General features: G+C 57.3%; 29 protein-coding genes. 10 read left to right on the top strand and 19 right to left on the bottom strand.

Features of this window, described 5'->3' with window-relative positions:
* Positions 1–106 precede the first annotated feature (106 nt).
* From modC to nifH, 15 genes are all read right to left on the bottom strand, one after another.
* The gene (modC, locus tag SCT_RS04290) at positions 107–1,201 is read right to left on the bottom strand and encodes a molybdenum ABC transporter ATP-binding protein (RefSeq protein WP_059419422.1); all 1,095 of its coding nucleotides are present in this window, start codon (positions 1,199–1,201) and stop codon (positions 107–109) included.
* Positions 1,198–1,869, bottom strand: coding sequence for a molybdate ABC transporter permease subunit (modB, locus tag SCT_RS04285; protein ID WP_059419419.1), 672 nt, complete (start codon positions 1,867–1,869; stop codon positions 1,198–1,200). The genes modC and modB overlap by 4 nt, the downstream gene beginning before the upstream one ends.
* 3 nt (positions 1,870–1,872) lie before the next feature.
* Positions 1,873–2,643 carry a molybdate ABC transporter substrate-binding protein gene (modA, locus tag SCT_RS04280; RefSeq protein ID WP_059419416.1) on the bottom strand — a complete coding sequence of 257 codons (771 nt, stop codon included), beginning with the start codon at positions 2,641–2,643 and terminating at the stop codon, positions 1,873–1,875.
* A gap of 73 nt (positions 2,644–2,716) precedes the next feature.
* Complete coding sequence (locus SCT_RS04275; RefSeq protein ID WP_059419414.1) at positions 2,717–3,352, bottom strand: nitrogen fixation protein NifQ; 636 nt, start codon at positions 3,350–3,352, stop codon at positions 2,717–2,719.
* A gap of 15 nt (positions 3,353–3,367) precedes the next feature.
* On the bottom strand, positions 3,368–3,676 hold the full coding sequence (gene fdxB, locus SCT_RS04270; protein WP_059419412.1) for a ferredoxin III, nif-specific: 309 nt from the start codon (positions 3,674–3,676) through the stop codon (positions 3,368–3,370).
* A gap of 12 nt (positions 3,677–3,688) precedes the next feature.
* Positions 3,689–4,000, bottom strand: a complete 312-nt coding sequence (locus tag SCT_RS17620) for a CCE_0567 family metalloprotein (protein ID WP_237759603.1) — start codon at positions 3,998–4,000, stop codon at positions 3,689–3,691.
* A gap of 9 nt (positions 4,001–4,009) precedes the next feature.
* The gene (locus SCT_RS04260; protein ID WP_059419410.1) at positions 4,010–4,483 is read right to left on the bottom strand and encodes a NifX-associated nitrogen fixation protein; all 474 of its coding nucleotides are present in this window, start codon (positions 4,481–4,483) and stop codon (positions 4,010–4,012) included.
* Complete coding sequence (nifX, locus tag SCT_RS04255) at positions 4,476–4,886, bottom strand: nitrogen fixation protein NifX (RefSeq protein ID WP_059419409.1); 411 nt, start codon at positions 4,884–4,886, stop codon at positions 4,476–4,478. Before nifX ends, SCT_RS04260 begins: the two co-directional genes overlap by 8 nt.
* Positions 4,887–4,938: 52 nt before the next feature.
* On the bottom strand, positions 4,939–6,333 hold the full coding sequence (gene nifN, locus SCT_RS04250; protein ID WP_059419407.1) for a nitrogenase iron-molybdenum cofactor biosynthesis protein NifN: 1,395 nt from the start codon (positions 6,331–6,333) through the stop codon (positions 4,939–4,941).
* Between the two features lie 4 nt (positions 6,334–6,337).
* Positions 6,338–7,717: a nitrogenase iron-molybdenum cofactor biosynthesis protein NifE gene (gene nifE / locus SCT_RS04245; protein ID WP_059419405.1), complete on the bottom strand. Its 1,380-nt coding sequence runs from the start codon at positions 7,715–7,717 to the stop codon at positions 6,338–6,340.
* 19 nt (positions 7,718–7,736) lie between these two features.
* On the bottom strand, positions 7,737–8,087 hold the full coding sequence (locus SCT_RS04240) for a 2Fe-2S iron-sulfur cluster-binding protein (protein WP_059419403.1): 351 nt from the start codon (positions 8,085–8,087) through the stop codon (positions 7,737–7,739).
* 30 nt (positions 8,088–8,117) lie between these two features.
* A complete protein-coding gene (locus SCT_RS04235) occupies positions 8,118–8,465 on the bottom strand; it encodes a 2Fe-2S iron-sulfur cluster-binding protein (RefSeq protein WP_059419401.1) in 348 nt (115 codons plus the stop codon).
* Positions 8,466–8,513: 48 nt separating this feature from the next.
* Entirely contained in the window at positions 8,514–10,049 is a 1,536-nt protein-coding gene (gene nifK, locus SCT_RS04230; protein WP_059419399.1) for a nitrogenase molybdenum-iron protein subunit beta, read from the bottom strand.
* Between the two features lie 87 nt (positions 10,050–10,136).
* Complete coding sequence (gene nifD, locus SCT_RS04225) at positions 10,137–11,600, bottom strand: nitrogenase molybdenum-iron protein alpha chain (protein ID WP_059419397.1); 1,464 nt, start codon at positions 11,598–11,600, stop codon at positions 10,137–10,139.
* A 170-nt stretch (positions 11,601–11,770) separates the two neighbouring features.
* A complete protein-coding gene (gene nifH, locus SCT_RS04220) occupies positions 11,771–12,673 on the bottom strand; it encodes a nitrogenase iron protein (RefSeq protein WP_059419395.1) in 903 nt (300 codons plus the stop codon).
* A 487-nt stretch (positions 12,674–13,160) separates the two neighbouring features.
* On the opposite strand from nifH, the gene SCT_RS04215 reads away from it, so the two are divergent.
* The 10 genes from SCT_RS04215 (at position 13,161) to SCT_RS04170 (ending at position 20,204) form a co-directional block, all read left to right on the top strand.
* Positions 13,161–13,586, top strand: coding sequence for a response regulator (locus tag SCT_RS04215; protein WP_059419393.1), 426 nt, complete (start codon positions 13,161–13,163; stop codon positions 13,584–13,586).
* Positions 13,587–13,613: 27 nt separating this feature from the next.
* Positions 13,614–14,063: an ArsC/Spx/MgsR family protein gene (locus tag SCT_RS04210; RefSeq protein ID WP_059419391.1), complete on the top strand. Its 450-nt coding sequence runs from the start codon at positions 13,614–13,616 to the stop codon at positions 14,061–14,063.
* A complete protein-coding gene (locus SCT_RS04205; RefSeq protein ID WP_059419389.1) occupies positions 14,060–14,746 on the top strand; it encodes a fumarylacetoacetate hydrolase family protein in 687 nt (228 codons plus the stop codon). The genes SCT_RS04210 and SCT_RS04205 overlap by 4 nt, the downstream gene beginning before the upstream one ends.
* 69 nt (positions 14,747–14,815) lie before the next feature.
* Entirely contained in the window at positions 14,816–15,250 is a 435-nt protein-coding gene (locus SCT_RS04200; RefSeq protein WP_059419388.1) for a hypothetical protein, read from the top strand.
* 78 nt (positions 15,251–15,328) lie between these two features.
* Positions 15,329–16,969, top strand: coding sequence for a nitroreductase family protein (locus SCT_RS04195; protein WP_237759602.1), 1,641 nt, complete (start codon positions 15,329–15,331; stop codon positions 16,967–16,969).
* Positions 16,970–16,993: 24 nt separating this feature from the next.
* Positions 16,994–17,785, top strand: a complete 792-nt coding sequence (locus SCT_RS16945; protein WP_059419386.1) for a rhodanese-like domain-containing protein — start codon at positions 16,994–16,996, stop codon at positions 17,783–17,785.
* Positions 17,786–18,057: 272 nt separating this feature from the next.
* A complete protein-coding gene (locus SCT_RS04185; RefSeq protein ID WP_059419384.1) occupies positions 18,058–18,621 on the top strand; it encodes a hypothetical protein in 564 nt (187 codons plus the stop codon).
* Positions 18,622–18,843: 222 nt separating this feature from the next.
* Positions 18,844–19,149: a hypothetical protein gene (locus tag SCT_RS04180; RefSeq protein ID WP_059419382.1), complete on the top strand. Its 306-nt coding sequence runs from the start codon at positions 18,844–18,846 to the stop codon at positions 19,147–19,149.
* Between the two features lie 23 nt (positions 19,150–19,172).
* Positions 19,173–19,790 (top strand): glutathione S-transferase family protein, encoded by a 618-nt coding sequence (locus tag SCT_RS04175; protein ID WP_059419459.1) that lies wholly within the window; start codon positions 19,173–19,175, stop codon positions 19,788–19,790.
* Positions 19,791–19,817: 27 nt separating this feature from the next.
* Entirely contained in the window at positions 19,818–20,204 is a 387-nt protein-coding gene (locus SCT_RS04170) for a hypothetical protein (RefSeq protein WP_059419379.1), read from the top strand.
* A 132-nt stretch (positions 20,205–20,336) separates the two neighbouring features.
* On the opposite strand, the gene SCT_RS04165 is transcribed toward SCT_RS04170, so the two are convergent.
* From SCT_RS04165 to SCT_RS04150, 4 genes are read right to left on the bottom strand one after another with little or no spacing between them, the layout of a single operon-like run.
* Positions 20,337–20,756 (bottom strand): EamA family transporter, encoded by a 420-nt coding sequence (locus SCT_RS04165; RefSeq protein ID WP_059419376.1) that lies wholly within the window; start codon positions 20,754–20,756, stop codon positions 20,337–20,339.
* On the bottom strand, positions 20,753–21,340 hold the full coding sequence (locus SCT_RS04160; RefSeq protein ID WP_059419373.1) for a DedA family protein: 588 nt from the start codon (positions 21,338–21,340) through the stop codon (positions 20,753–20,755). Before SCT_RS04160 ends, SCT_RS04165 begins: the two co-directional genes overlap by 4 nt.
* Positions 21,337–22,632 carry a HAMP domain-containing sensor histidine kinase gene (locus tag SCT_RS04155; RefSeq protein WP_059419370.1) on the bottom strand — a complete coding sequence of 432 codons (1,296 nt, stop codon included), beginning with the start codon at positions 22,630–22,632 and terminating at the stop codon, positions 21,337–21,339. Before SCT_RS04155 ends, SCT_RS04160 begins: the two co-directional genes overlap by 4 nt.
* A complete protein-coding gene (locus SCT_RS04150; RefSeq protein WP_059419368.1) occupies positions 22,629–23,291 on the bottom strand; it encodes a response regulator transcription factor in 663 nt (220 codons plus the stop codon). Before SCT_RS04150 ends, SCT_RS04155 begins: the two co-directional genes overlap by 4 nt.
* Positions 23,292–23,306: the final 15 nt, after the last annotated feature.

Raw genomic sequence — 23,306 nt, 5'->3', positions numbered from 1 at the left:
ACGGATTCGACACCCGCATGGTAACGCGACAAGGCTCTCAGCCCCTCTCTATCTCTATGATCGGAAAGATACTTCTCTTAAGTTAGTGCCATTGAGATCAGACTCCTTACCCTACAAGCGCCACTGCCTTGATCTGCGCCCAGACCTTCAGTCCTGGGCTCAATCCCAGCTTGGCGGCAGAACGCCGCGTAATGCGCGCGACCAGCGGAACGCCGCCCGCATTCAGACGCACCAGGGCCAGCGCCGGGTGGGTGTCGTCCGCCAGCTGCTCGACGGTGACGGGGAGGATATTGAGGATGCTGACATCGGGGTGGGTGTCGAGGGCAATGCTGATGTCGCGTGCCAGGATGCGCACGCGCACGTGCTGCCCCAGGGGGACACCGCTATCGCGCACCCACAGGCTGCCGCCGGCGAAGGCGACGCGGGCCAGGTGCCATTCGGCTTCGAGTTCGGCGATCTCCCCTTCCAGCACGACACCGGCATCTTCACCCAGACGTATGGGCAGATCGAGCCGCGCCAGGATTTCGCTCAGGGGACCGCTGGCGATGGCGCGGCCTTGCTCCAGCACCACCAAGTGATCGGCTAACCGCGCGATTTCGTCGGGAGCGTGGCTGACATATAGAACAGGAATCTCGAGTTCGTCGTGCAGACGTTCCAGATAGGGCAGGATTTCATTCTTGCGTTTCAGGTCGAGCGCGGCCAGCGGTTCGTCCATGAGCAGAATGCGCGGGCTGGTAGCGAGTGCACGGGCAATGGCGACACGCTGCTTCTCGCCGCCGGAGAGTTTGTCCGGCATGCGGCCGAGCAGCGGCGCGATGCCCAGCAACTCCACCGCCTGTTGCAGCGAGACCTTACGCGCGCTCGCCGGCACCCGCCGCATGCCATATTCCAGATTGCGACGGATCGTCAGATGGGGAAACAGACTGGCTTCCTGGAACACGTATCCCAGTGGTCGCTGGTGGGTGGGCACGAACAAGCCGAGGCTGTCGTCCTGCCAGATTTCGCCGTTGACACTGAGATAGCCGCCCGGCGCGTGTTCCAGCCCGGCGATGGCGCGCAAACAGGTGGTCTTGCCGGAGCCCGAGGCGCCGAACAGGGCACTGACACCACGTCCGGGCAGCTGCAGGTCGACATCGAGCGTGAAGCCGGGATGGGTGACGCGAAAGCGCACGTGGATGTTGCCGGTGGATACCTCGCTCATCGACGCCGCCCGTTCGGATTGAACACATACAGGAGCAACAGTACCACGAAGGAAAACGCCAGCATGCCCGCCGCGAGCCAGTGGGCCTGGGCGTATTCCAGCGCTTCCACGTGATCATAGATCTGCACCGATACAACGCGCGTCTTGTCTGGAATGTTGCCGCCTATCATGAGCACTACGCCGAACTCGCCCACGGTGTGCGCGAAACCGAGAACGCTGGCGGTGATGAAGCCGGGCCGGGCCAGCGGCAGCACGATGCTGAAGAAGGTATCCCACGGGCCGGCACGCAGGGTCGCCGCCACTTCCAGCGGCCGCTCGCCGATCGCATCGAAAGCGTTCTGCAGGGGTTGCACCACGAAGGGCATGGAATAGACCACCGAGCCGACGACCAAACCCCAGAATGTGAAAGGCAGCACGCCGAGTCCGAGCGCCTGGGTGAACTGGCCGATGGCACCCTGTGGCCCCATGACCACCAGCAGATAGAAACCGATTACCGTCGGCGGCAGCACCAGCGGCAGCGCCACCATGGCGCCGACTGGCGCTTTGAGCCAGGAGCGCGTGCGCGCCAGCCACCACGCAATAGGCGTGCCCACCAGCAGGAGCAGCAGCGTGCTAACGGATGCCAGCTTGAGGGTCAGCCAGACCGGAGCAAGATCGATTTCGGACAAAGCTCAGTTCCCTTGATTGTAGCCATAGCCCGATATGATAGCGGCGGCTTGGCCGCCACGCAGATATTTCAGGAACTGCTGCGCGGCGGCGCTGCTTCTGCCTTTGACCAGCAGGACGGCATCCTGGCGGATGGGGGCGTACAAATTCTTTGGCACCAGCCAGTAGGAGCCTTCGATTGCGCCGCTCTCCCTCTTGACCTGTGACAGGGCGACGAAGCCCAGTTCAGCGTTACCGCTGGCGATGAACTGATAGGTCTGGGTGATATTCTCGCCTTGCACCAATTTGGCCTGCACGGCATCCAGCAGGCCCAGCTGCTTCAAGGTTTCAACAGCGGCAGCACCGTAGGGGGCGAGTTTGGGGTTGGCGATGGACAGATGCCTGAAGTCACCCTTCTTCAACACTTCACCACTCCCATCCACGTAACCACGTTGGGGACTCCATAACACCAGCGTGCCGATGGCGTAGGTGTAGCGGCTGCCGGGTACGCCCATGCCCTCCTTCTCCAGCCGGGCAGGGGTCTCGTCATCGGCGGCGAGCAGCACGTCGAAGGGGGCACCATTTTTGATCTGAGCATAAAACTTGCCCGTGGCGCCAAAGGAAAGGATCACCTTGTGACCAGTGTCCTTCTCGAAATCGGAGGCGATTTTCTGCATCGGTGCCGTAAAGTTGGATGCCACTGCCACGTGAACCTCGTCCGCGAAGGCCGATCTAGCCAGCACGCACATCAACAGGGCCAGAGCAGAAAGCACCCGTAGGATGGAAATGTTCTTCATGCTGCCATTCTCCTGGAGGAGTAATTGGCGTAATTTTTCACCGATACACCACGTAGAGAATGGCGGCACCGAGCTACGCCTGTCGCGGCCCCCTGTTGCTGATGAGGGAAAGAGAGGCCAAACCCGTATCATCCTCGGGACCGAAGCATTTCTGATAATCATCGCACACCTGACAACTGGGTGCCTTGCACATATTGATCTCAGCCCGTTCGCATAATTGTTTGTAGAAAAATTTTTTCCACTTCATGTTGCCGCTATTTTTCTCGAAAAGCGCGCTAAAGTTTTGCCTGAGCAGATGAGACAGCGCCTGGCGGTCTGGCAAACCCATGTCCTGGTAAAGATGGCCTTCACCCAGACAACCGGTGGCGATGGCATAGGCCAGCCATGTCGTTTGCTCGGCATCGTTGCTGCGATGTTCCAGTAACAGTGCCAACAAGTCGTCCATTTCATCCGAGCGCATGCCGGGACAGCATGATTCCTCTGCTGAGAGATCAAAATCTTCGAACAGTGCTTCCAGTGCGCCAGGAAAATAGCCTTCAAGCAATCTGCCAAAACGGTCGCGGCTTACGCCCATCGGCAAGTTGGGTAAAGTTGTACCCGCCCTGGCGATAGATAAAACCATGCCGGCAAAAGCCTGGGTCAAGCCATCCGCCGGCGTTCTGGCGTAAGCCATCAGCGAACTCTGGTTGATGTTTTTCGCGTAGTCCATGGGACACCCTCCGTTTCAGCCCTCGGACATCGGGGCGTGGCTATAACATTTCTTCGGGCAAATCTTGGCGCATGCCTCGCACCCGACGCAGTTCGTCTGGTTGGAGATGGTCATGACCTTTTTTTCGTACTCGTCGTCGTCATCGGAATCGGCTTCCACCACCACGATTTCGCCGTCCTCGTCGATGCCCACGAGTTGCAGCACGTCGCGACCGCAGACCTTGAAACAGCGGCCGCAGCCTATGCATTTCTCCTGGTTGATTTCCTGGACGAATTGCGGCGTCCAGGTTCTCCCGTCAGGCATGGTGATGCTGATGGCAGCCATGTCTTTCTCCCTTTAGCTACCACTTGCGGCAAGACGCTTGCGGGCTTCGTCCAGGTTTTGGTAGGCTTGATGGGCCAGATTGGCCACCACCAGGATTTTTTCCCAGCCGGTGGGCAGATCTTCCGCCAGATCGTGCAAATCCATTTTGAGTGCCGTGGCTTGGGCGTTCATCTTCCTGATCCGGGCCTTGAGTTCTTCCGCGCTTTCCATACCGCTGCTCCTGTTTTCGATCTTGCTAAGTTCCTTCTCACGCTCCTCGTCCTCGAGGATGGACATCCAATGCGATGCATCCACTTCCGCTGCACACTCGATTAACTGAACCATGACAACCTCCTATCCAAAATTAGCGACCTCAGGGTATTTCTGGATCATCTCCACCCCTGCGGCCACCAGTTTTTCCCCTTCCTCAGCCAGTTTGGCGAGGTTGAGGAACCCGAAACGATGCACGTCGCGCAATTGCTTGTTGACGACGATGAGACGACCTGCCGAGAGAATCATGCGGCCGAAACCCTCGTGGTGCATTTTCATCATGGGCGTGACCATGTTCCCGGTCTGGCGTTCGATGGCCAGGCCCACGGCGTTGTAGAACAGTTCCAACCGCCACAAGGTTTCCGGGTCGGGGTCGCCGATGATGGGCAGTTCCTTGCGCATTTCCTTGGTGATGATGTAGGGCTCGAGCAACATCTCGTCGCTCTTCCCCTCCCAGGCCCCGTAGGAATCCTGGGCGCGCCATTGCTTGACCAGTTCCTTGAGGAACACCGACTCCATCGGATTAACCATTTGCTCTACTGCCTGTGCTTCACTCATGTTCCACCTCTTCGTCGAAATCGAATGTTCTTTCCTGCCCTTTGAGCAGGACCTTGCGCAACCACGGCGGTGGTGTTCCATTCAACACGGCCTGCAACTTGACCAGTATTGCGCCGATGTCTTCGGGCTCGTTCACCTTGATCGGATGAATCCGGTTGGCAACCACTCGCGCCGCGCCAGAACCGCCTATTGCTGCCACGTAGAGGATGGTGCAGTCCTTGATGGCTTCGATCTTAGGAGCCAGCTTGTCCTCGTTGCCGTCCTCCTGCAGGTCGCCTTCGAACTGCACCGCTTCGACGAAGGAATGGCTTTCTGGCGTCACCTCGTAGATGGCGATGTTCTTGGCCCAACCGAAATGGGCGTCCACGCGCTTTAAATCCTGTGTTGCAAAAGCGACTTTCATAGAACCTCCTTTTGATGCCTTTTTCCCTTCCCTCCCAGGGTCGAGTTTGGGGCTAATGAGACGCAGCCGGCGTCGTAGCACTTTCTTCCTTTGGCGGAACCCATGAGTCCGGATCGGGCTCGTGGGCGTCCGCCATGAACAGATTGCCGATCTCGAAAACCAGGTCTCGCGTGCCGCGGTATCCGACCGACAAGCGATGCGCGGCACCCAGCCGGTCGAACAGCGGCATGCCCATGCGCAGGAACGGAATGTCCAGTCGTTCCGCCATCTGGCGGCCATGAGAATGGGTGATCAGCAGATCGCAGTCCTGCGCTTGCTGTTCCAGATCTTCCAGATCGCCGATCATCACCTCTGCGGCGGGCAGCTTTTCCAGCAGGGGCGAGTGCGTGGTGGTCACGGCGGCGCTGATCTCGCAGCCCATTTCCGCCAGCAGATTGCCGATAGACCACAGCAGGTCGGGCTCTGCGCCGATAGCGATCTTTTTGCCACCGAAAAAGAAGTGTCCGTCCAGCATGGCGTCCACCAGTTGACCTCGTTGGCGGCGGTATTTGTTCGGCACCGGATTACCGGATAGCTCGGCCAGCATTGCAATAAAGCGGTCGCAAGCGGCCAGTCCGGTGAGCCGGTCCAGCACCTCGAACGGCACGCCTGCCTTGTCCTGTAGCGCCAGCGCTGCCGGCCTCATGTGCTCGCCGATGGCGATAGTCATGCGCGAGAGCCCCATGCGGCGGATGTCGTCCAGCGTAGTGCCCCCCATGGTGGTGGGCATGAATTCCTCGGGAATATGACCGTCCAGCGAGCCGGACAGGTCGGGCAGAATGATGGGATCGAGTCCGAAGGCTTCGATGACATCCCGAATCTCATCGAGATCGCCGGGGGTCAGATGGCTGCCGGCCAGCACATTGACTTGCAATAACCCAGACAGGGCGGCTCCCAGCACATTTTTTTTATGATGGAGTTCGGATGCCGGGACGACCAGCTGCTCTACAAGCCGCGTCACCGCGCGCGCCCATCCATCCTGAAAAGCATCCTTGTAGTCCGGGGTGGAGACATAGACGATAGCGAGGTCGGCCAACTCCGGATGCTTTTTGCGAATCAACTTGAGATAGCCGTCCACGTCATCGCCCTTGGTTTCGGTCAGGCCGGTGGAGGCGATACAGATGATTTTCGGCTTGGCGCGGTTCCAGATGTTGAGAATGGCCTGCTCGATGTTGTCCATGCCGCCGAGAATGGTGGTCGTCTCGTTCATGGCTGTGGTCTGAAGCGGAATGTTTTCGCGGAAATGACGCACGAACAGCACCAGTCCGAAGGCGGTGCAGCCCTGCGAGCCATGCAGCGCCGGCATGCATTGGTCTAGCCCGAGAAAGGCCAGAACAGCGCCTATGGGCTGGCTCATCTTGAGCGGGTTGACGGTGCAGGCTTTGCGAGATGTAATTAAGGTTGCCATTTTGCTACTCCCACGGTGCAGGTTTGCGCACCTGTTCCCACATCGGGTTGTACAGCGCCTTGTCGATCTCTTTCACCAGGGCCACCATGCCGTCGTAGCCGGCGTAGGCGTGGTGCCGCTCCTGGTTGATGTCCAGCCAGGGCATTTTTGCCTTCAGCGCGACGAACTGCGAACGACCGCCGGAGAGCATGATGTCGGCCTTTGCTTCCTTCAGCATTTTGTACATTTCGCGCGGGGTCATATCGTCCAGCATGTGAGCGTCCTGGCCCATCAGTTCCTTGATGCGCTCCTTGTCTTCAGCAGTGGATTTCTTGACACTGGTACCGACGATTTCTATGCCAACTTCCTGCAACGCCGAGACCACCGACCAGGATTTCACCCCGCCCGTGATCAGCAGCACCTTTTTGCCGGCAAGGCGCGCCTTGTAGGGTTCGAGTCGTTGCCAGACTTTGGCCTCTTCCTCAGCAATCAGTGCTTCGGTGCGCTCCAGCAGATCCGCCGGCGCACCCCGATCCACCAGCAATTTCGAGGTCTGGCGCAGACTGTCGCTCATGTCGGAAATACCGTAGAAAGACCCCTCGAAATAGGGGATGCCGTAGCGCTCCTCGAGCTTGCGCGTGATGTTGATCATGGCCTTGGAGCACACCATCATGGTGGCGCGCGCGCGGTGCGACCAGGCCACTTCCCTGTATTTGGCGTCGCCCGAGATGCAGGAGAGGACGCGGATGCCGAGTTTGTCGAACAGCGGCTTCACCTGCCACAGCTCACCGGCCAGGTTGTATTCACCGATGATATTGATGTCGTAAGGCGTGGTGTATTCCGGTTCCTGGGTGCCGATCACGTAATCCAGCAGCGCTTCTCCGGCCAGCTTGTTGCCCAGGTTCTTGTTGCCGACGAAGCCGGGGGCATCGATGGGGATCACCGGCTTGCCGAACTTCGCGCTGGCGGCTTTGCACACCGCCTCGATGTCGTCGCCGATCAGCGCGGTGACGCAGGTCTGGTAGACGAACACCGCCGGCGGGTCGTATTTCTCGACCACTTCCCGGATCGCTTTGTACAGCCGTTTCTCGCCACCGTAGATCACGTCCAGTTCGCTGACGTCGGTGGTAAACCCGGTCCGGTACAGCTTGGAGCCGGATGATTTGGCGCCGCGGTTGTCCCAGGAATTGCCCTCGCAGGCGATCGGGCCGTGCACCAGGTGGGCCACGTCGGTGATCGGTTGCAGCGCAATCTTGGCGCCGTCGAAAGCACAGCCGCCAGCCGCAGCGCCCGGCACCAACTGCTTGGTGCAGCCCTTCTTGCGTTCTTTCTCCGACTTGCCATGGTTTTTGCCGCAAGCCGGTTCGTCGAACACTTCCTGGATTTTGCTGGATAGCGCGCTCATGGTGTTCTCCTTATCCCGGCTAAAAAGCCACCAGGATATCTTCATCCTTGACCTGGTACTGGCAGGCCAATCGCCAGAGGGGTGGCATGTCTTTCAATACGTCCGAGTCATACTGCTGCCACGACAATTTTCCGGCCTGGAACAGAATATTTTTTTCCAGCTCTCCCAGGCGAACCGTCCCATTCCCATGGGGATGATGCAGCGGCACCACTTTCACCGCGCAGGTTCCGCAGTCCCCGCTTTCGCAGTTGCAGCGCAGCGGCAACGTCAGATCTTTTGCCAGCTTCAGCAGCGTTGCCCTGGAGCCGGGTGGAATGATGACCCGGACTTTGTCCTTCAACCCCGGGTTCAGGAAAGTTATCGCCGCCATTTGCACACCTGTGTGTCTCGTCCTTTAGCTTTAACACCGAACCAGAATATCCTCGTTCCGCACGATGTATTGGCACGCCAGGCGCCAGGGCGGGGGCAGATCGTTTACTTCGCAGGCTTCTATCTGCTCCTGGGTGATTTTTCCCGCCAGACGCAAGACAGTTTTTTCTTTTTCCGTGAGGTGCATGCCCATCGGCTGTTTGTTGGCGAGCACCGTCACCTGGATGGCACAAGAGCCGCACTCCCCGTTTTCGCACTCAAAATCCACCGGGATCTTGTGTTCTTTCGCCACGCTGAGCAACGTGCGGCAGTCGCCGGCCGTTGCATAGAAGGTCTGATCCTTCTTCATTTTTGGCGAAGTAAAAGTGACATTAGCCATGATTCTGTTCCTTCCAAATTCCGGCGGCCATACGGCCGCCGGGCGCTGTTAACGAATGATGTCGAAACTGAAGTCGGTCTTCGACGGGATGTTGGTGGTCCGGTCCATCTCATCGAAAATTTTGTCCAGAATCCAGACCAGCACATTCAAGCCGCCCTGATAGCCCCACACCGGATAGCGATGATAGTGATGGCGGTCGAACACCGGGAAGCCGATACGGATCAGTGGCGTGCTGGTGTCGCGCTCCAGATACTTGCCGTAGGTGTTGCCGATCAGAAAGTCCACCGGCTCGGTAAACAGCAGCGAACGCATGTGCCACAGATCCTTGCCGGCATAGGCATGACAGTTCTTGCCGAAGGGCGAGCCGTCAAGCAGCGCCTGTACCTTGGCCGCCCATTCCTTGCCGCCGTTGGTGGAAAGAACATGCACCGGCTCAGCGCCCAGTTCCAGCAGGAACGCGGTGAGTCCGAGGGTCAGGTCCGGGTCGCCGTAGAGGGCGAACTTCTTGCCATGGATGTGCGCGCTGGAGTCGGCGATGGCATCCACCAGACGGCCACGCTCTTTTTCCAGTTCCAGTGGAATCGGCTTGCCGGTGATGCGCGCGACTTCCATCAGGAACTTGTCTGTCGCCGCCACGCCAACCGGGTGGTTGAATGACGCAACTTCGTGCCCGTGGTTGGCGGCGAATGCCAGGGTTTTTTCCGTGGAAAATTCCTGCATGGAAATCGTGGCCTTGGCGTTCAGCGCCGCCTTGGTATCTTCCAGGGTGGTGCCGCCGTCGTACATGCGGAATTCGCCGTCCGCCGGGGTGTCCCATACGTCGCTGTTGTCAGACAGAATGGTATAGTCCACGTCCATCAGGCCGAACATGCGCTTCACTTCGCGCAGGTTGCCGACGGTGTAGCCGTCAAAGCCGCCGATGAAATTGATCTTCTGCGTTGGCACGCGTTCCTTGCCTTCCCAGAAGTGGGTCAATATCCCCCTCATGGTGTTGTCGTAGCCGGTAACATGGCTGCCGACGAAGGCCGGGGTGTGAGCGTGGGGCACATCGAAATCTTCCGGCACGCTGCCCTTGAGCTTCGCGGTAGCGATGAAACCCTTCAGGTCATCGCCGATAACCTCCGCCATACAGGTGGTGGAGACAGCAATCATCTTGGGTTTGTACATGGCGTAAGCGTTGGCCAGCCCGTCGATCATGTTGTTGAGGCCGCCGAACACCGCCGCATCCTCGGTCATGGATGAGGACACGCAGGAGGAAGGCTCCTTGAAGTGCCGGCTGAAGTGGCTGCGATAGTAGGCCACGCAACCCTGGGAACCGTGCACGAAAGGCAGCGTACCCTCAAATCCGACGGCGGCGAATACCGCGCCCAGAGGCTGGCAGGCCTTGGCCGGGTTAACGGTAAGGGCTTCGCGGGCAAAGTTTGCCTCGCGGTACTCCCAGCTCTTGGTCCAGTCGCGGATCTCCGCTACCAATTCAACGGGATGACCGTTCTCGAAACTCTTCTTGTTTTCCAGCATCTCGACATATTCCGGCTCCCGGAACAGGTTGAAATGGTCTAGTACGTTTTCAGCATTCTGGCTCATTTTGAATCTCCTTTTAATTCAGTGAGGAGTAAGGTGTCAGGAGTGAGGAGAAGCGGCATTCGCTTCTGACCCCTCACTCTTCGCCCCTCACTTCCACGGTGCCTTGGTCAGGCCCCATACCGGGTTGTTGATCGCCATGTCCATGTCGCGGGCGAAAATGCCGAAACCATCGTAGCCGTGGTATGGACCTGAATAATCCCAGGAGTGCATCTGGCGGAACGGCACGCCCATCTTCTGGAACACGTACTTCTCCTTGATCCCGGAACCGACCAGGTCGGGCTGGATTTTCTCGACGAACTTCTCGAACTCGAAGCCGGTGACGTCGTCGTAAATCAGGGTGCCATCCTTGACGTAGTGCGTGGTGCGCTCGTAGTCGTCGTTGTGGCCGAACTCGTAGCCGGTGCCGACCACGATCATGCCCAGATCCTCGTAGGCGCCGATGACGTGGCGGGGACGCAAACCACCCACGAACAGCATCACCGTCTTGCCTTCCAGGCGTGGCCGGTACTTGGCAATCACCGCTTCGGTCAGAGCCTTGTACTTGGCGATGACGCGCTCGGCGCCTTCCTTGATCTTGTCGTCAAAGTGGCTGGCGATTTCGCGCAAGCTGGCTTCGATCTTGGACGGCCCGAAGAAGTTGTACTCCACCCAGGGAATGCCGTACTTTTCTTCCATGTGGCGCGAGATGTAGTTCATCGAGCGGTAGCAGTGCAGCACGTTGAGCTTGGCCTTGGGCGTGTTCTCCAGTTCCGCGATGCTGCCGTCGCCGGACCACTGGGCGATCACGCGCAGACCCATTTCTTCGAGCAGGATGCGCGATGACCAGGCATCGCCACCGATGTTGTAGTCACCGATGATGGCCACGTCGTAAGGCGTGCTCTGAAACTCCCTGGTTGGGTCCAGCTTGTCGAACACGAAATCGCGGATGGCGTCGTTGGCGATGTGGTGGCCGAGCGACTGGGACACGCCGCGGAAGCCCTCGCAACGCACCGGCACGATGGTCTTGCCGCCGAACTCCTTGGATTTCTTCTTGGACACCGCCTCGATGTCATCGCCGATCAGGCCGATGGGACACTCTGACTGCACGGTGATGCCCTTGTTCAGCGGGAACAGAACCTGGATCTCGTCCATGATCTTTTCCAGCTTTTTGTCGCCACCGAAAACGATGTCCTTCTCCTGGAAATCGGAGGTGAACTGCATGGTGACGAAGCTGTCGATGCCGGTGGTGCCAATGTAGTAGTTGCGACGCGCTCCCCAGGAATACTGGCCGCAGCCGACCGGACCGTGGCTGATGTGGATCATGTCCTTGATCGGACCCCACACCACGCCTTTGGAACCGGCATAGGCACAGCCGCGGATGGTCATGACGCCAGGCACGGACTTGACGTTGGATTTCACGCCACAATCCGACTTGCCGCCTTCTTCCGTGGCTTCTTCGTAGGTACCCAGATGCTTGGCGCGATTCTTCGCGGTCTTCTGCGGATAGACTTCCAGCACTTCCTTGATTAAAGCGTTGTTTCTTTCTTTCGTTTGTTCGACTGTTAGGCTCATTTTGCCCTCCTACTTGATTACAGAACCGACACCGACATTCCCCACGTGTGGGAGAACTCTGCAAATCACGTATCGTTGCGTATCTCCGTCATTTGCAGAGGTCTCCCTCTGGAGCCCTCTGTTTTAGACCCGCCCACGGCGTCAGCCATGGACGGAATCCGGTTGCTTCCTTACGCTGCCAAGGCATCAGCGGCAAGTTCAGCCGCAGTCTTGCCGACGATGGACTCGTCTATCGCCTCCATGATGCCGTGCTCCATCAGCATTTCTTCCAGCTCATCCATGGTGATCGGGGTCGGAATCGTGCCCTTGCCGACGTTGTCATGGATTTTCTGGGCCAGCGCGCGGTATTCGCCTGCCTGCTTCGATTCCGGTGCGTATTCCAGCACCGTCATACGCCGCAGTTCGGCGTGCTGCACGACGTTGTCGCGCGGCACGAAGTGGATCAGCGTGGTGTTCAGCTTCGCTGCCAGCGACTCGGCCAGTTCCAGTTCCTTGTCGGTCTGGCGCTCGTTGCAGATCAACCCACCCAGACGCACGCCGCCGGAATTGGCGTACTTCAGAATGCCCTTGGCGATGTTGTTGGCCGCATACATGGCCATCATCTCGCCGGACATCACGATGTAAATTTCCTGCGCCTTGTTTTCCCGAATCGGCATGGCGAAACCACCGCACACCACGTCGCCCAGCACGTCATAGGAAACGTAGTCCATGTCGTCGTAAGCGCCTTCTTCTTCGAGGAAGTTGATGGACGTGATCACGCCACGACCGGCGCAACCCACTCCAGGCTCTGGACCACCGGATTCGACGCAACGGATATCCTTGTAGCCCGTCTTCATCACTTCATCCAGTTCCAGGTCTTCCACGCTGCCAGCTTCGGCGGCCAGACTCAGGATGGTGTCCTGTGCCTTGGCATGCAGAATCAGGCGGGTGGAGTCAGCCTTGGGGTCGCAACCGACGATCAGAATCTTCTGTCCCAGATCCGCCAGTGCTGCCAGCGTGTTCTGAGAAGTAGTGGATTTACCGATGCCTCCTTTGCCATAAAAAGCGATTTGCCTTAATTTTTTGTCAGACATTTGAGTCTCCTTACGATTACCCGTTTAAAAAATTTTTGCCCGTGTCCACCAACAATGAGCCTGCCGACATAAAACAACTTTGGAACGCTTTGTCTGTCTTCTTAGAGGTTACCAATCCGGCAAAACACTTTCGGTGCAATCATCCATTAGCAACGAGCGTGCCAACTCAGAAAAACATCATTAACTTATTGTATTGTATAAAATTAATTAATTTGTTTGATGGATTTGGCGAGGTTTAAGGCTGTTGTGAAGTTAACAAAAGCCTGGAGAACTGTAGGAAAAAGTACAAAGGCCGTTCGATTGTCAGATACGACACAATCCTGTCGCATCCGGAAGGACCTGCCAGGCATCGCACAGACAGCAGAACCTATGCCTGCATGCGACTCACCCGCTAATCGGCTGGAGGCGGAACAATAATTGCTTGAGGTGCTGGAAAGAAACTTTTTCTATATCTGGAATTCTTGATTCTTATAACAGGAGCAGACCTATGCAAGTTGGCGTCGATATTTCAAATTCGGTGGAAAACAAACGGCTGTTCGTGGTGGATACTGACGAGATTACCCGGATGGCGCTTCAGTTCATGCTCCACGATGAAAACGAAACCCACGATCTCCCGAGTCTCGATGCGGCTTTTGCCAAAAGCGTGGACTGGAAGCCAGATCTTTTGCTGCTGGGCGTGGGCGTGATCCATGAGCAAGGCATAGCCACCCTGCAAACCATCAAATCCAGAATTCCGGGCATCAGGATATTGCTGGTAGCTGATTCCAGGGATGACCCCATGACACTGGCCTGTCTCCAATCCGGAGCGGACGCGCTGATCGTCAAACCGCTCACCATAGAAGCCGTGCGCAAGAGAGTGGATGCCGCACTGGGACGGAAGAGCAAGACGTTCATTCCGGTTTTCGCCGTTTAACCCGCAAGAAACCGGGAACCTGATTTAATGGCCAATGTAATTTTTTACGAGAAACCGGGCTGCGCCGGCAACGCCAGGCAAAAAGCCCTGCTTGCCAGTGCCGGGCACCGGGTCCTCGCCTGCAACCTCCTGAGCGAGCCGTGGACGGCCGATCGGCTGCGCGCCTTCTTCGGCTCGCGACCGGTGGCGGAATGGTTCAACCGTGCCGCGCCACGAGTGAAGGCGGGAGAAATTGTGCCGGAACAACTCGACGAAGCCGGTGCCTTGGCCTTGATGCTGGCCGAACCGCTGCTGATCCGCCGCCCCCTTCTCCAGGTAGAGAAGCGCTTTGAAGTCGGCTTCGAGCCAACCCTGATAGATCAGTGGATCGGACTCGGGCAGGCCGGACAGACTGCCTCGCCACCTTCAGCGAATAACTGGGAGACCTGCTCCAAGCCATCTCACGCCAAAGCGTGTGCCGCCCAGGAAATCATATGAACTACGCCTTCCCACCAGCCCCTGTGGTCACCCTTGAGGCCATGTCGAGCAAACCGTTTCCGGTGCGACGGATTTTCTGCGTCGGGCAAAATTACCCTGATCATGCGCGTGAAATGGGTGCCGACCCAGACCGCGATGAACCCTTCTTCTTCATGAAACCGCCCGGCGCCATTCTCCACAACAATTCCGTACTGCCTTACCCGCCCCACACCGGCGATTTGCAGCCCGAGGTGGAGATGGTGGTGGCTTTGCACAAGGGCGGAAAAAACATCCCCATCGACAAGGTCGATTACGACTATGTCTTCGGCTATGCCGTGGGTCTGGACATGACCCGTCGCGACCTGCAACGGGCCGCCCGAGAAAAGGGGCGGCCTTGGGATATGGCCAAGGGATTCGACCATTCGGCACCGTGCAGCGCGATCACGCCGGAGTTTTATTCCGGGGCCATCGCCCGGGGCAAGATCGAGCTCAAGGTGAATGGCGAAATACGCCAGAGCGGAGATGTCGGCGACATGATTTTGAAGATTCCGCAGATGATCAACGCCCTGTCGAATCTGGTCGAGCTATTTCCCGGCGACCTGATCTTCACCGGCACCCCAGCCGGCGTTGCTCCGGTGGTCAGGGGCGATGTCATAGAAGCCACGGTCTCGGGGCTGGAGCCGCTGATCATTACCATTGGCTAGCCAGCGCTAGAATCCAGGCCGACTTCACACGATTATCGATATCCCAAACCAATGGAACGGACGTAACTAATGAACAGCCCTCAAATTTTTGATCACAATCGTGTGATCTTGTGTCACTTTGATAGCTATAGCACCGCCTTGCTATTCGCCCGTTACGGTAACAGCGTACTTGCACCCGCGCCCTTGCCGGAAACTGCGAGTGTCATGTCGGCACCCAGCGATGCTTGCGAACAACACCCACCCAACGCGGTGTTGGATGCCGTGGTGGCGCAGTATGGCCTCGACCCCACACAATTGAGGCTTGATGACGGCTTTCAGGCGTGGATGTCCAGCGACAGCGGCTCCATCCGCATCCATCTTGTCCGCTTTACAGGCCTGGATGCCCCACGACAGGCGATAGAACCGCTCGGCGTATTCAAGCCCATCAGTGACATGCGGGGGCTACCCATGATCGAGTTGAATCTGTTGCGTCAGGTCTTCAATCTGATCATGGGTGGAGGCTAGTAGTCAGTCAACTTGAACTTAATTGAGTGTCAACTTCATCATTCTTTTCGATGCAGTCAAGATCAGGGGCAAAGAACCATGCTTGAAAATAGAGTATCCATGCCGCCGGCCGAGACCGAGCAAGTGGCCGCTTACCATGATCGCACCAAGCACCGCCTCGATCGCTACGCAGCTGGGCCGGACACGCTCGACTGGAGCATGCAGCCCAATCCATTCCGGGAGTTCTCAGGCGCGCCACGCATCGAACTCCCGTTGGTCGCACAACGTCTGATCACTACATTTTCCTCTATCTACCAACCCGGCAACCTCGAACCGCAGTCGTTTTCTCTCCAGACTGTCGGCGCGCTGCTGGAGCTGGCCATGGGCCTTTCGGCCTGGAAGGAATATGGGCCGGACCGCTGGGCATTGCGCTGTAACCCTTCCAGCGGCAATCTGCATCCGACCGAAGCTTACCTGATCTGCCAGAACATCCCCGCGCTTGAAAATGGCATTTACCACTATGTGAGCCGCGATCACGCACTGGAGCAACGCTGCCGGTTTCAGGCCGAACCCTCGGAAGAAGATGGCAGGATATTCATCGGGCTATCCTCCATACACTGGCGGGAAGCATGGAAATACGGCGAGCGAGCTTTCCGTTATTGCCAGCTTGACGTAGGCCACGCGCTGGGCGCGTTGCGTTATGCGGCGGGTACACTGGGATGGAAGCTCAAGCTGGTTGAGGCTGTCAACAGCCGTGAATTATCAGAGTGGCTAGGCCTGGACAGAAACAGCGATTTTGACAAAGCGGAGCGCGAGGAAGCGGACCTGCTGTTGGAAGTCATGCTCCAACCCATGGCCCGGTCCCAGCACGACCCCGCTTGCCTGGACATATTGGAAAACGGTCGCTGGGCAGGCAAGGCCAATGTCCTGGATCCGCACCCCATGTACCGTTGGCCAGTCATCGACGAGATCGCTACAGCCACACGCAAGGAATCCGTTTCTGCCGAAAACGTGGAATGGGCCAGTCATCCGTTGCTCGCCTCCGGCAGCGACAGGCCGTCGGCAGAATTGATTCTGCAACGCCGCAGCGCGCAGTGCTTCGACGCCACAGCCTCCATGGCCCGCGAAGATTTTTACCTCATGCTGGATCACCTGCTACCTCGCCAAATTGCCCCGTGGGACATCTGGAACTTTGAACCCAGGGTGCATCCGGTTTTATTCGTGCACCGGGTTCAGGGGCTAACCCCCGGCCTGTACGTGCTTCCCCGCAGCCGCAACGCCGAAGACCATCTGCGGGCCGCTCTGAGCAAAGAGTTTCTCTGGGAAAAAGCGGAACAGTGCCCGGATCACTTGCCCCTTTTTCTGCTGACGCAAGCCGACTGCCGCAGCGCCGCCAGAACGATCTGTTGCCGCCAGGCCATCGCTGCCGACGGTTGCTTTTCCCTGGGGATGCTGGTGGAGTTCGATGAAGTCGTCGCATCCGATCCCTGGCGGTATCGCCAGTTGCATTGGGAAGCCGGCCTGCTCGGGCACGTGCTTTACCTGGAAGCGGAAGCGATGAACATGAGGGGAACGGGAATCGGCTGTTTTCTCGACGACGCCTTCCACAAAATCCTGGGCATAACCGACAATTCGTTTCAATCCCTTTATCACTTTACCGTGGGGCTGCCTGTGCTCGACAGCAGAATTCTCACCCAACCGCCTTATCCCGATCGGGATGTGGGCACCAGCGCCACATAAACGAGATTAGAGAGGAGAAAATGTATGGAATCCAACAGAGTCTTTCATCGAATTTGCGCCGACGAAGTGGCGGAACTCATGCAAAACCCGGAATTGCAAATACTCGATACGCGCGACCGGAAATCCTTCGACCTGGGCCATATCGGTTCGGCGCGGAATTTATCGGGCGCTGAGCTGGATAGGGCTATCCTGCAAATACCCAGGCACAAGCCGGTGCTGATCTATTGCCATCGCGGCAGCGCCAGCCTCATTCACGCGCAGATGTTTGCGGATTTTGGATTCCGGGAAGTGTACAACCTCAACGGCGGATACGCAGGCTGGAAGCTGATGCAATCGGCAGGGCAACAGAGCGACGCTACCACCTCCAACTCTAGCGAGCGACTGCGCACCTGGCTGGCCGATCAGGGTTTTTCATCCGAAGATATCCATTCCACCCTGGCAGGCGAAACCACGCCGCTGATGCGGGCCTGTCGTCTGGCAGACGCGGCCATTGTCGCCGAGCTGCTGGTGTTGGGTGCGCAGGTAGATGCCAGAAACAGCGACGGCAACCAGGCGCTCTGGTTCGCCTGCTTCAGCAACAGCCTGGAAATCATAGATCTGCTCATCGCCACCGGTGTCGACATCAACAATCAGAATGACAACGGCGCAACCTGCCTCATGTATGCCGCCTCCAGCGGGAAGGACGAGTGTGTGGCAAAGCTGCTGCAAGCCGGTGTAGATACCGGTGTAAAGACGCTGGATGACTTCACTGCCCTGGACATGGCAGCCAGCCTGGTCAGCCTGAAGCTTTTGCGCAAGGCTGAACAGCGGGCGTGACTGTATCTAGCTGACCCCCCGTTTTTATCCTGATCACCGACCCTCTTGAGTGCAATCCCTGGTCGTTTAGCCGCAAAACCAGAAATATCCCATCTGTGTAGGCCTGTCCGATTAAAGACACGCCAGCAAAGTCGAAAACCTGAACCTGTCGATTCTCGCGAGCAAGAGTTTCGCTTGCGATCTGGATACCCGATTTCAAGCCGCATTCGTGTCGGGCACGCATATTGCTAATTGTTGGATATCTTTTCACAACTCAACAATGGAGATCGACCATGTTACTGGACCAATTTGAAAATCAAGGCCTGTTTTTTTACAGCAACTTCAAGGAAGCCACTAGCGCTGGCGACATGATGGCCTACCGCGGCAGTCTGGTGCTGGTGGAGGGCGAAATTCTGGATGAGCAGGGGCGGCGGGGCAAGCCATCGGTCATGCTGGATGGCACGGTAATGCTGGCCGATGCGGACAAGATCAAGATGCTGGCCGGCACCATCGACGAGCTGGATCAACTGCAGATCATGCTGGACAAGTACGCCAAATATTTTACGCCGGACACACGCGTGGCGATGTATGTGGCCAATATCGGCGATCCTATGCAGGTTGAGGTGAATGGGGTGAATATCATCCTCATACCCATGGTGGATGGCCTGGTGTGGAATGAACTGGTAGACGAGGTGCGACTGGAGAAAAGTGACTTCAAGGGCCAGTCCAGCGCAGACAAGCTGGTTACGGTATTAAATGCTTTGAAGAGTTACCGCCCGAAGTACGAGAAGCTTTCCCTGAAGGAGGCACAAGGCAAGACTAACGGTGCGAAACGGGTTGACCGTGGACCGGTCTGAACAGCCGATTATCCGGATTTTTTAACTGTTTTATGACATGAGTTTTTGTCGTGTTTCAGCCAAAAAGAGTCCTAATGTCTTAAGGCTGACACCCCGGCGCCATTTCCCGGCGAACTATGAAATCGGTTTTTACATCCCGCACCTATGGCCTGCTTGTCGAGTTTTATCGGGTTTCCGCCTGACGAAAATAGCAGCAGACCATTTCTGGATTGGATAAAGGCAATGAAGCTTCAGATTGAGCAATCTTATGTAGAAGCAACCTTAAAAATTATCGGCGATCACGCTCACCTGGCGGCGGCGGACGAGATCTCCACCGGCATTGCCGAAGCCCTCAACGTGTTCTCCGAACACCATGTAGATCCCCTCGTATGCGCGGCGGCGAGCGGCAAACTGGAAAAGAACGAACTGCTAAGCCGCGAAGAGGCCCTGCTGTGCGTGATTTGGGACATGGCTGACGACAAGGCATTCCGCGCCGTGACCCTGGGTTGGCTATTTCGCGCTATCGATATCCGTCTTTCGTTTGGTTGAGACACTCTAGCATGAAACATTACATGAAATTTTACATGACACCTGGCTCCTGCTCGACCGGCATACACATTTTGCTTGAGGAACTCGAGCTGCCTTTCGAGGTTTATATCGTGAACCTGATGGCGGGGGACCAGATCAAACCCGACTATGTGGCCATCAATCCGAAGTCCACTATTCCGACCCTGGTACGTGAAGATGGAACCGCCCTGACCGAGTTCGGCGCCATCGCTTACTGGCTTGCCCGCACCAATCCGAAAGCGAAGCTGTTGCCGGGAGATGCGGATGGCGATGCGCTGGTCATCGAAACCCTGCATTACGTGGTGGGAACGATACACGGACAAGGATTTACGCGCATCTTCACCACCGGTAACTTTACCCCCAACGAGGCAGACTACGAAACCGTCAAGGCCCGTGGCCGCGAGATTGTCGAAAAGTCATTTGCCGTCATGAACAACGTGCTCGCAGGAAAGGAGTATGTGGCCGGCAATTTCTCTATTGCCGATGCGGCGCTGTTTTATGTGGAGTTCTGGGCGGACAAGATCAAGATCGACTTGCCGCCAAACTGCCAAGCGCATTATCAGCGCATGCTGGCGCGTCCGGTCGTGCAGCAGGTTTTGCGGGAAGAAGGTTATCGCTTATAAACAGCGCAAATATTTGAGGGGCCATGCATGTTGAACGCATCACTGCTATCGATCATCGAAGAGGCCAGCATCGCCGTACTGACCCTGACCGAAGGATTGGAGAAAGAAGAGTTTCTAAACTCCCGCCTGACTCGCTCAGAAGTGGTCCGCCAGGTCAAAATTGTGTCCGACATCGCCGGCAAACTGTCTCCCCGGACCTGCACGCTCATGGCCGAAGTAGATTGGGCCGGTTGGGCAGCCATGGGCAGGCAACTGAATGAGCCCGGCCAGGCAGCAGACGATGCCCTGTGGTTCGCGGCCAAGTCCCTGATACCTGCGACCGTCATGTGGCTGCGGGTGTACCGTAAAAACCAGCCTGAGCTTTTTGACTATTCCTCGTCCATGAGGCCGGATAGTCAGGAACAGCCAGAATAGAAGAAATTCATTCTGATGAAGCTAAGCTAGGCTACAGATTCCAAGAGAACGCCTGCTCCCGACCCATACCCGTCTATTGCCATCGGCATATCCACTGACAGCTTACGTCACTCAAACCGATGTTCATGTTCTTCACGGCCAAGCGAGAATCAACACCCCGGCAAGTATCAACACTCCCCCGAGCATCAGCTTTAGTGTAAGCGCTTCGCCAAGGAATACAATGCTGAGAACAATGGCAAAAAACACGCTCAGTTTGTCGATTGGCGCCACCAACGAGGCGGGGGCCATCTGGAGTGCGCGGTAGTAAAACAGCCAGGAAAACCCCGTCGCGAGAGCTGAAAGGACTAAAAAGGTCACCGGACGCGCCTCTAGCCCCTTCGAAAAGGACCATTCGCCACGGAGCGACACGATAGCCACCGTCATCCCGAGGATGATCACCGTCCGAATTAAGGTGGCGAGATTGGAGTTCAAACCTTCGACCCCGAGCTTTCCGAAGATCGCCGTCAGTCCGGCAAAGAATGCTGAACCCAGCGCAAACCATTGCCAACTCATGGCCGCCTGCCCCTTTCTATACCCGAAGAGCCATGCGCATGTGAACGTGCTTTCCGCCAAAGCCACACCAAGCCTCCACCGAGCAGTATCGCGATCAGTACGCCTTCCTCGATGCGTTTGATGTCCGTGATCAGCGCAGTGATCGCCAGCCCGAACAGATAACCCACTCCTGACACCACTGCTGCCCACAACCCAGCACCGATCAAATTCAGTATGGCAAAGTTGATCATCGGAATACGACTTGAACCAAGCAACACCGGCCCAGCGATCCTGAGTCCATAGAGAAAGCGAACTGACAGAATGAACAGAATTGCGTGGCGCTCAAGCAGTTCATGAACACGCGACTTGTGCACTGCCAGTCCAGGAAAACGTTCGATCAGCACATCGCCTTTCCAGCGCCCAAGCACGAAGGCCAACTGATCGCCCAGCGTGCCTCCGAGCATGGCCACCAGGATCACGATAGGTAAGTCAAGCAGCCCGCGATGGGCGGCGAAGCCAGCAGCAATCAGAATAGCTTCCCCTTCCAGCAGCGTGCCGGCAAAAACTGCCAAATACCCATAAGACGTAACGAAAGCACTGATCACGTTGGCAACCTTTGCCGGTAGCTGAAGATCAGCCCTGAGCCATCTGGGCGATCTTTCAGGTTTATTTCACCACCAAGCCGAGTGGCGGCCTCCCGAGCTATGGCCAAGCCAAGACCGCTGCCTGTGCCGGTAGCACCGGGCATCCGATAGAAAGCATCAAAGACGCGGTCGCGTTCCGCAGGTGGAATCCCGGTGCCACTGTCGACCACCTCGATAACGGCCATGCCCCCGTCGGCTGCGACCCGCAATGTCACCTCGCCGCCGGCAGGTGTGTATTTGATGGCGTTTTCCAGCACGTTGCCGAGGATCAATCGTAGCGACTCCGGTGATGCACGTAATGAAAGCCGATCGCATTCCTCAAGGCCCAGATCGATGTCCTTGGCCTCGGCGGTAGACAGGTGTTGCGCAATCAGTTCACGGGTCAAGACAGATACGTCCACAATGCTTTCCGTACTGCCATCTGCTTGGATCCTGGCTAAGTTTAGCAACTGCTCGGTGAGTTGGCGGGCGCGTTCGATGCCAGCCTGCAAGGGCGCGACGCGTTCGTGCATGGCCTCCAGCGAGTTCGCCTGGCGCAGATTCTGCGCCTGCATGGACAGAGCGGTCAGTGGACTGCGTAGTTCATGAGCAGCGTCGGCAATAAAGCGCTGTTGCTGGCTCATTAGCTGATTGATTCGCCCCAGCAAGCGGTTGATGGCTTGGACGAAGGGGGTGATTTCATTCGGCAGCCCCTCCTCGACAATGGGACTGGGGCGATTCGCAGTCTGTGCATCCAGACTGCAAGAGATCCGGCCGACCGACGTAAATTCTCGGCGGATGATGCGCACGATCAGCAAAGTCAGTAACGGGAACAGAAGAAGCAAGGGAATCAGCGTCCGTAGGGCGCTGTTAATGGCGATTTCGTCGCGTGCATCGGTTGGCTGGGCGACAATGGTTCGCTCTCCTGATGATCCATGTTGCACAAAGACACGTAGCTCCTCGCCTTTGGCGCTCAAAGTATGAAATCCGACTGACAAATGTTCATGTAGCCATTCCGGGCGAGGATTTCCTGGTAACCTGACGACCAGGATGCGGGACTCCGGGTCGTTGAGGGCGACATCGCCCTTGCCCGGATGCGCGGGTTCTGCGGCACCTTTGACGGCAAGGACAGCAATCTGTCGCAGCATGTCGTCCTGGAACTCCTTGGCTTCACCATACGCCAACATGAAGGATGCTACGGTAGCGATCAGGCCGGACAACAGAATGGCCGCACCCAGCATCAGTGACAGATGACGTTGCAGTGACCGATTCATGTCGCTCGATCCACCATCCAACCGGCGCCGCGTACGTTTTTGATGACATCGGCACCGAGTTTTTTGCGGATACCATGGATTAGAAAATCCACCGCATTGCTTTCGACTTCTTCATTCCAGCCATAAATGCGCTCCTCCAACTCGGCTCGGCTCAGGATCATGCCCGGTCGAAGGAGCAGCGCATGCAAAAGGGAAAACTCGCGTGCGCTGAGCGGTTCCACAGCGTTTCCGCAGCGTGCCTCGCGCGTGGCAGGATCCAGACTGAGCTTGCCGTTGCTCAGCAGGGGCGCGGCCTGACCGCCCTGGCGGCGGATAACCGCACGCAGCCGGGCCAGTAATTCATTCAGGTCGAACGGCTTCGCGAGGTAATCATCAGCGCCGAAATCGAGTCCCTTGATCCGGTCATCTATGCCATCGCGGGCGGTAATAACGATGACCGGTACTCCATTGCCGCCCTGCCGCAATCTCCGCAGTATTTCGAGCCCGTCACGCTTGGGCAGTCCCAGGTCGAGCAGAACGGCCTGATGCTCGCCGTTGCGCAGAACGATGTCGGCCGCTGCACCATCAAGCACCCAATCCACGGCATAGGCAGCGTCCTTGAGTGACACTGATACTGCCTCGCCTATCATGGGGTCGTCTTCGACTAGCAATATGCGCATTATTTTGGCTCCCTC

Source organism: Sulfuricella sp. T08, assembly GCF_000971475.1.
Taxonomy (GTDB): Bacteria; Pseudomonadota; Gammaproteobacteria; order Burkholderiales; family Sulfuricellaceae; genus Sulfuricella.
Note: the sequence above shows the minus strand (reverse complement) of the source record. Positions and strands in the feature narration are given on the sequence as shown.

Bases quoted from the DNA above. Each gene is read 5' to 3' on its own strand.
- nifX (WP_059419409.1), bottom strand. From the start codon at position 4,886: ATGAAAGTCGCTTTTGCAACACAGGATTTAAAGCGCGTGGACGCCCAT.
- SCT_RS17620 (WP_237759603.1), bottom strand. From the start codon at position 4,000: ATGGTTCAGTTAATCGAGTGTGCAGCGGAAGTGGATGCATCGCATTGG.
- nifK (WP_059419399.1), bottom strand. From the start codon at position 10,049: ATGAGCCAGAATGCTGAAAACGTACTAGACCATTTCAACCTGTTCCGG.
- SCT_RS04170 (WP_059419379.1), top strand. From the start codon at position 19,818: ATGTTGAACGCATCACTGCTATCGATCATCGAAGAGGCCAGCATCGCC.
- modC (WP_059419422.1), bottom strand. From the start codon at position 1,201: ATGAGCGAGGTATCCACCGGCAACATCCACGTGCGCTTTCGCGTCACC.
- SCT_RS04155 (WP_059419370.1), bottom strand. From the start codon at position 22,632: ATGAATCGGTCACTGCAACGTCATCTGTCACTGATGCTGGGTGCGGCC.
- nifN (WP_059419407.1), bottom strand. From the start codon at position 6,333: ATGGCAACCTTAATTACATCTCGCAAAGCCTGCACCGTCAACCCGCTC.
- SCT_RS04175 (WP_059419459.1), top strand. From the start codon at position 19,173: ATGAAATTTTACATGACACCTGGCTCCTGCTCGACCGGCATACACATT.
- SCT_RS04210 (WP_059419391.1), top strand. From the start codon at position 13,614: ATGGCCAATGTAATTTTTTACGAGAAACCGGGCTGCGCCGGCAACGCC.
- SCT_RS04205 (WP_059419389.1), top strand. From the start codon at position 14,060: ATGAACTACGCCTTCCCACCAGCCCCTGTGGTCACCCTTGAGGCCATG.
- nifH (WP_059419395.1), bottom strand. From the start codon at position 12,673: ATGTCTGACAAAAAATTAAGGCAAATCGCTTTTTATGGCAAAGGAGGC.
- SCT_RS04150 (WP_059419368.1), bottom strand. From the start codon at position 23,291: ATGCGCATATTGCTAGTCGAAGACGACCCCATGATAGGCGAGGCAGTA.
- SCT_RS16945 (WP_059419386.1), top strand. From the start codon at position 16,994: ATGGAATCCAACAGAGTCTTTCATCGAATTTGCGCCGACGAAGTGGCG.
- SCT_RS04275 (WP_059419414.1), bottom strand. From the start codon at position 3,352: ATGGACTACGCGAAAAACATCAACCAGAGTTCGCTGATGGCTTACGCC.
- SCT_RS04200 (WP_059419388.1), top strand. From the start codon at position 14,816: ATGAACAGCCCTCAAATTTTTGATCACAATCGTGTGATCTTGTGTCAC.
- SCT_RS04195 (WP_237759602.1), top strand. From the start codon at position 15,329: ATGCTTGAAAATAGAGTATCCATGCCGCCGGCCGAGACCGAGCAAGTG.
- SCT_RS04215 (WP_059419393.1), top strand. From the start codon at position 13,161: ATGCAAGTTGGCGTCGATATTTCAAATTCGGTGGAAAACAAACGGCTG.
- SCT_RS04180 (WP_059419382.1), top strand. From the start codon at position 18,844: ATGAAGCTTCAGATTGAGCAATCTTATGTAGAAGCAACCTTAAAAATT.
- nifD (WP_059419397.1), bottom strand. From the start codon at position 11,600: ATGAGCCTAACAGTCGAACAAACGAAAGAAAGAAACAACGCTTTAATC.
- SCT_RS04185 (WP_059419384.1), top strand. From the start codon at position 18,058: ATGTTACTGGACCAATTTGAAAATCAAGGCCTGTTTTTTTACAGCAAC.
- nifE (WP_059419405.1), bottom strand. From the start codon at position 7,717: ATGAGCGCGCTATCCAGCAAAATCCAGGAAGTGTTCGACGAACCGGCT.
- SCT_RS04240 (WP_059419403.1), bottom strand. From the start codon at position 8,087: ATGGCGGCGATAACTTTCCTGAACCCGGGGTTGAAGGACAAAGTCCGG.
- SCT_RS04260 (WP_059419410.1), bottom strand. From the start codon at position 4,483: ATGAGTGAAGCACAGGCAGTAGAGCAAATGGTTAATCCGATGGAGTCG.
- SCT_RS04235 (WP_059419401.1), bottom strand. From the start codon at position 8,465: ATGGCTAATGTCACTTTTACTTCGCCAAAAATGAAGAAGGATCAGACC.
- fdxB (WP_059419412.1), bottom strand. From the start codon at position 3,676: ATGGCTGCCATCAGCATCACCATGCCTGACGGGAGAACCTGGACGCCG.
- SCT_RS04165 (WP_059419376.1), bottom strand. From the start codon at position 20,756: ATGAGTTGGCAATGGTTTGCGCTGGGTTCAGCATTCTTTGCCGGACTG.
- modA (WP_059419416.1), bottom strand. From the start codon at position 2,643: ATGAAGAACATTTCCATCCTACGGGTGCTTTCTGCTCTGGCCCTGTTG.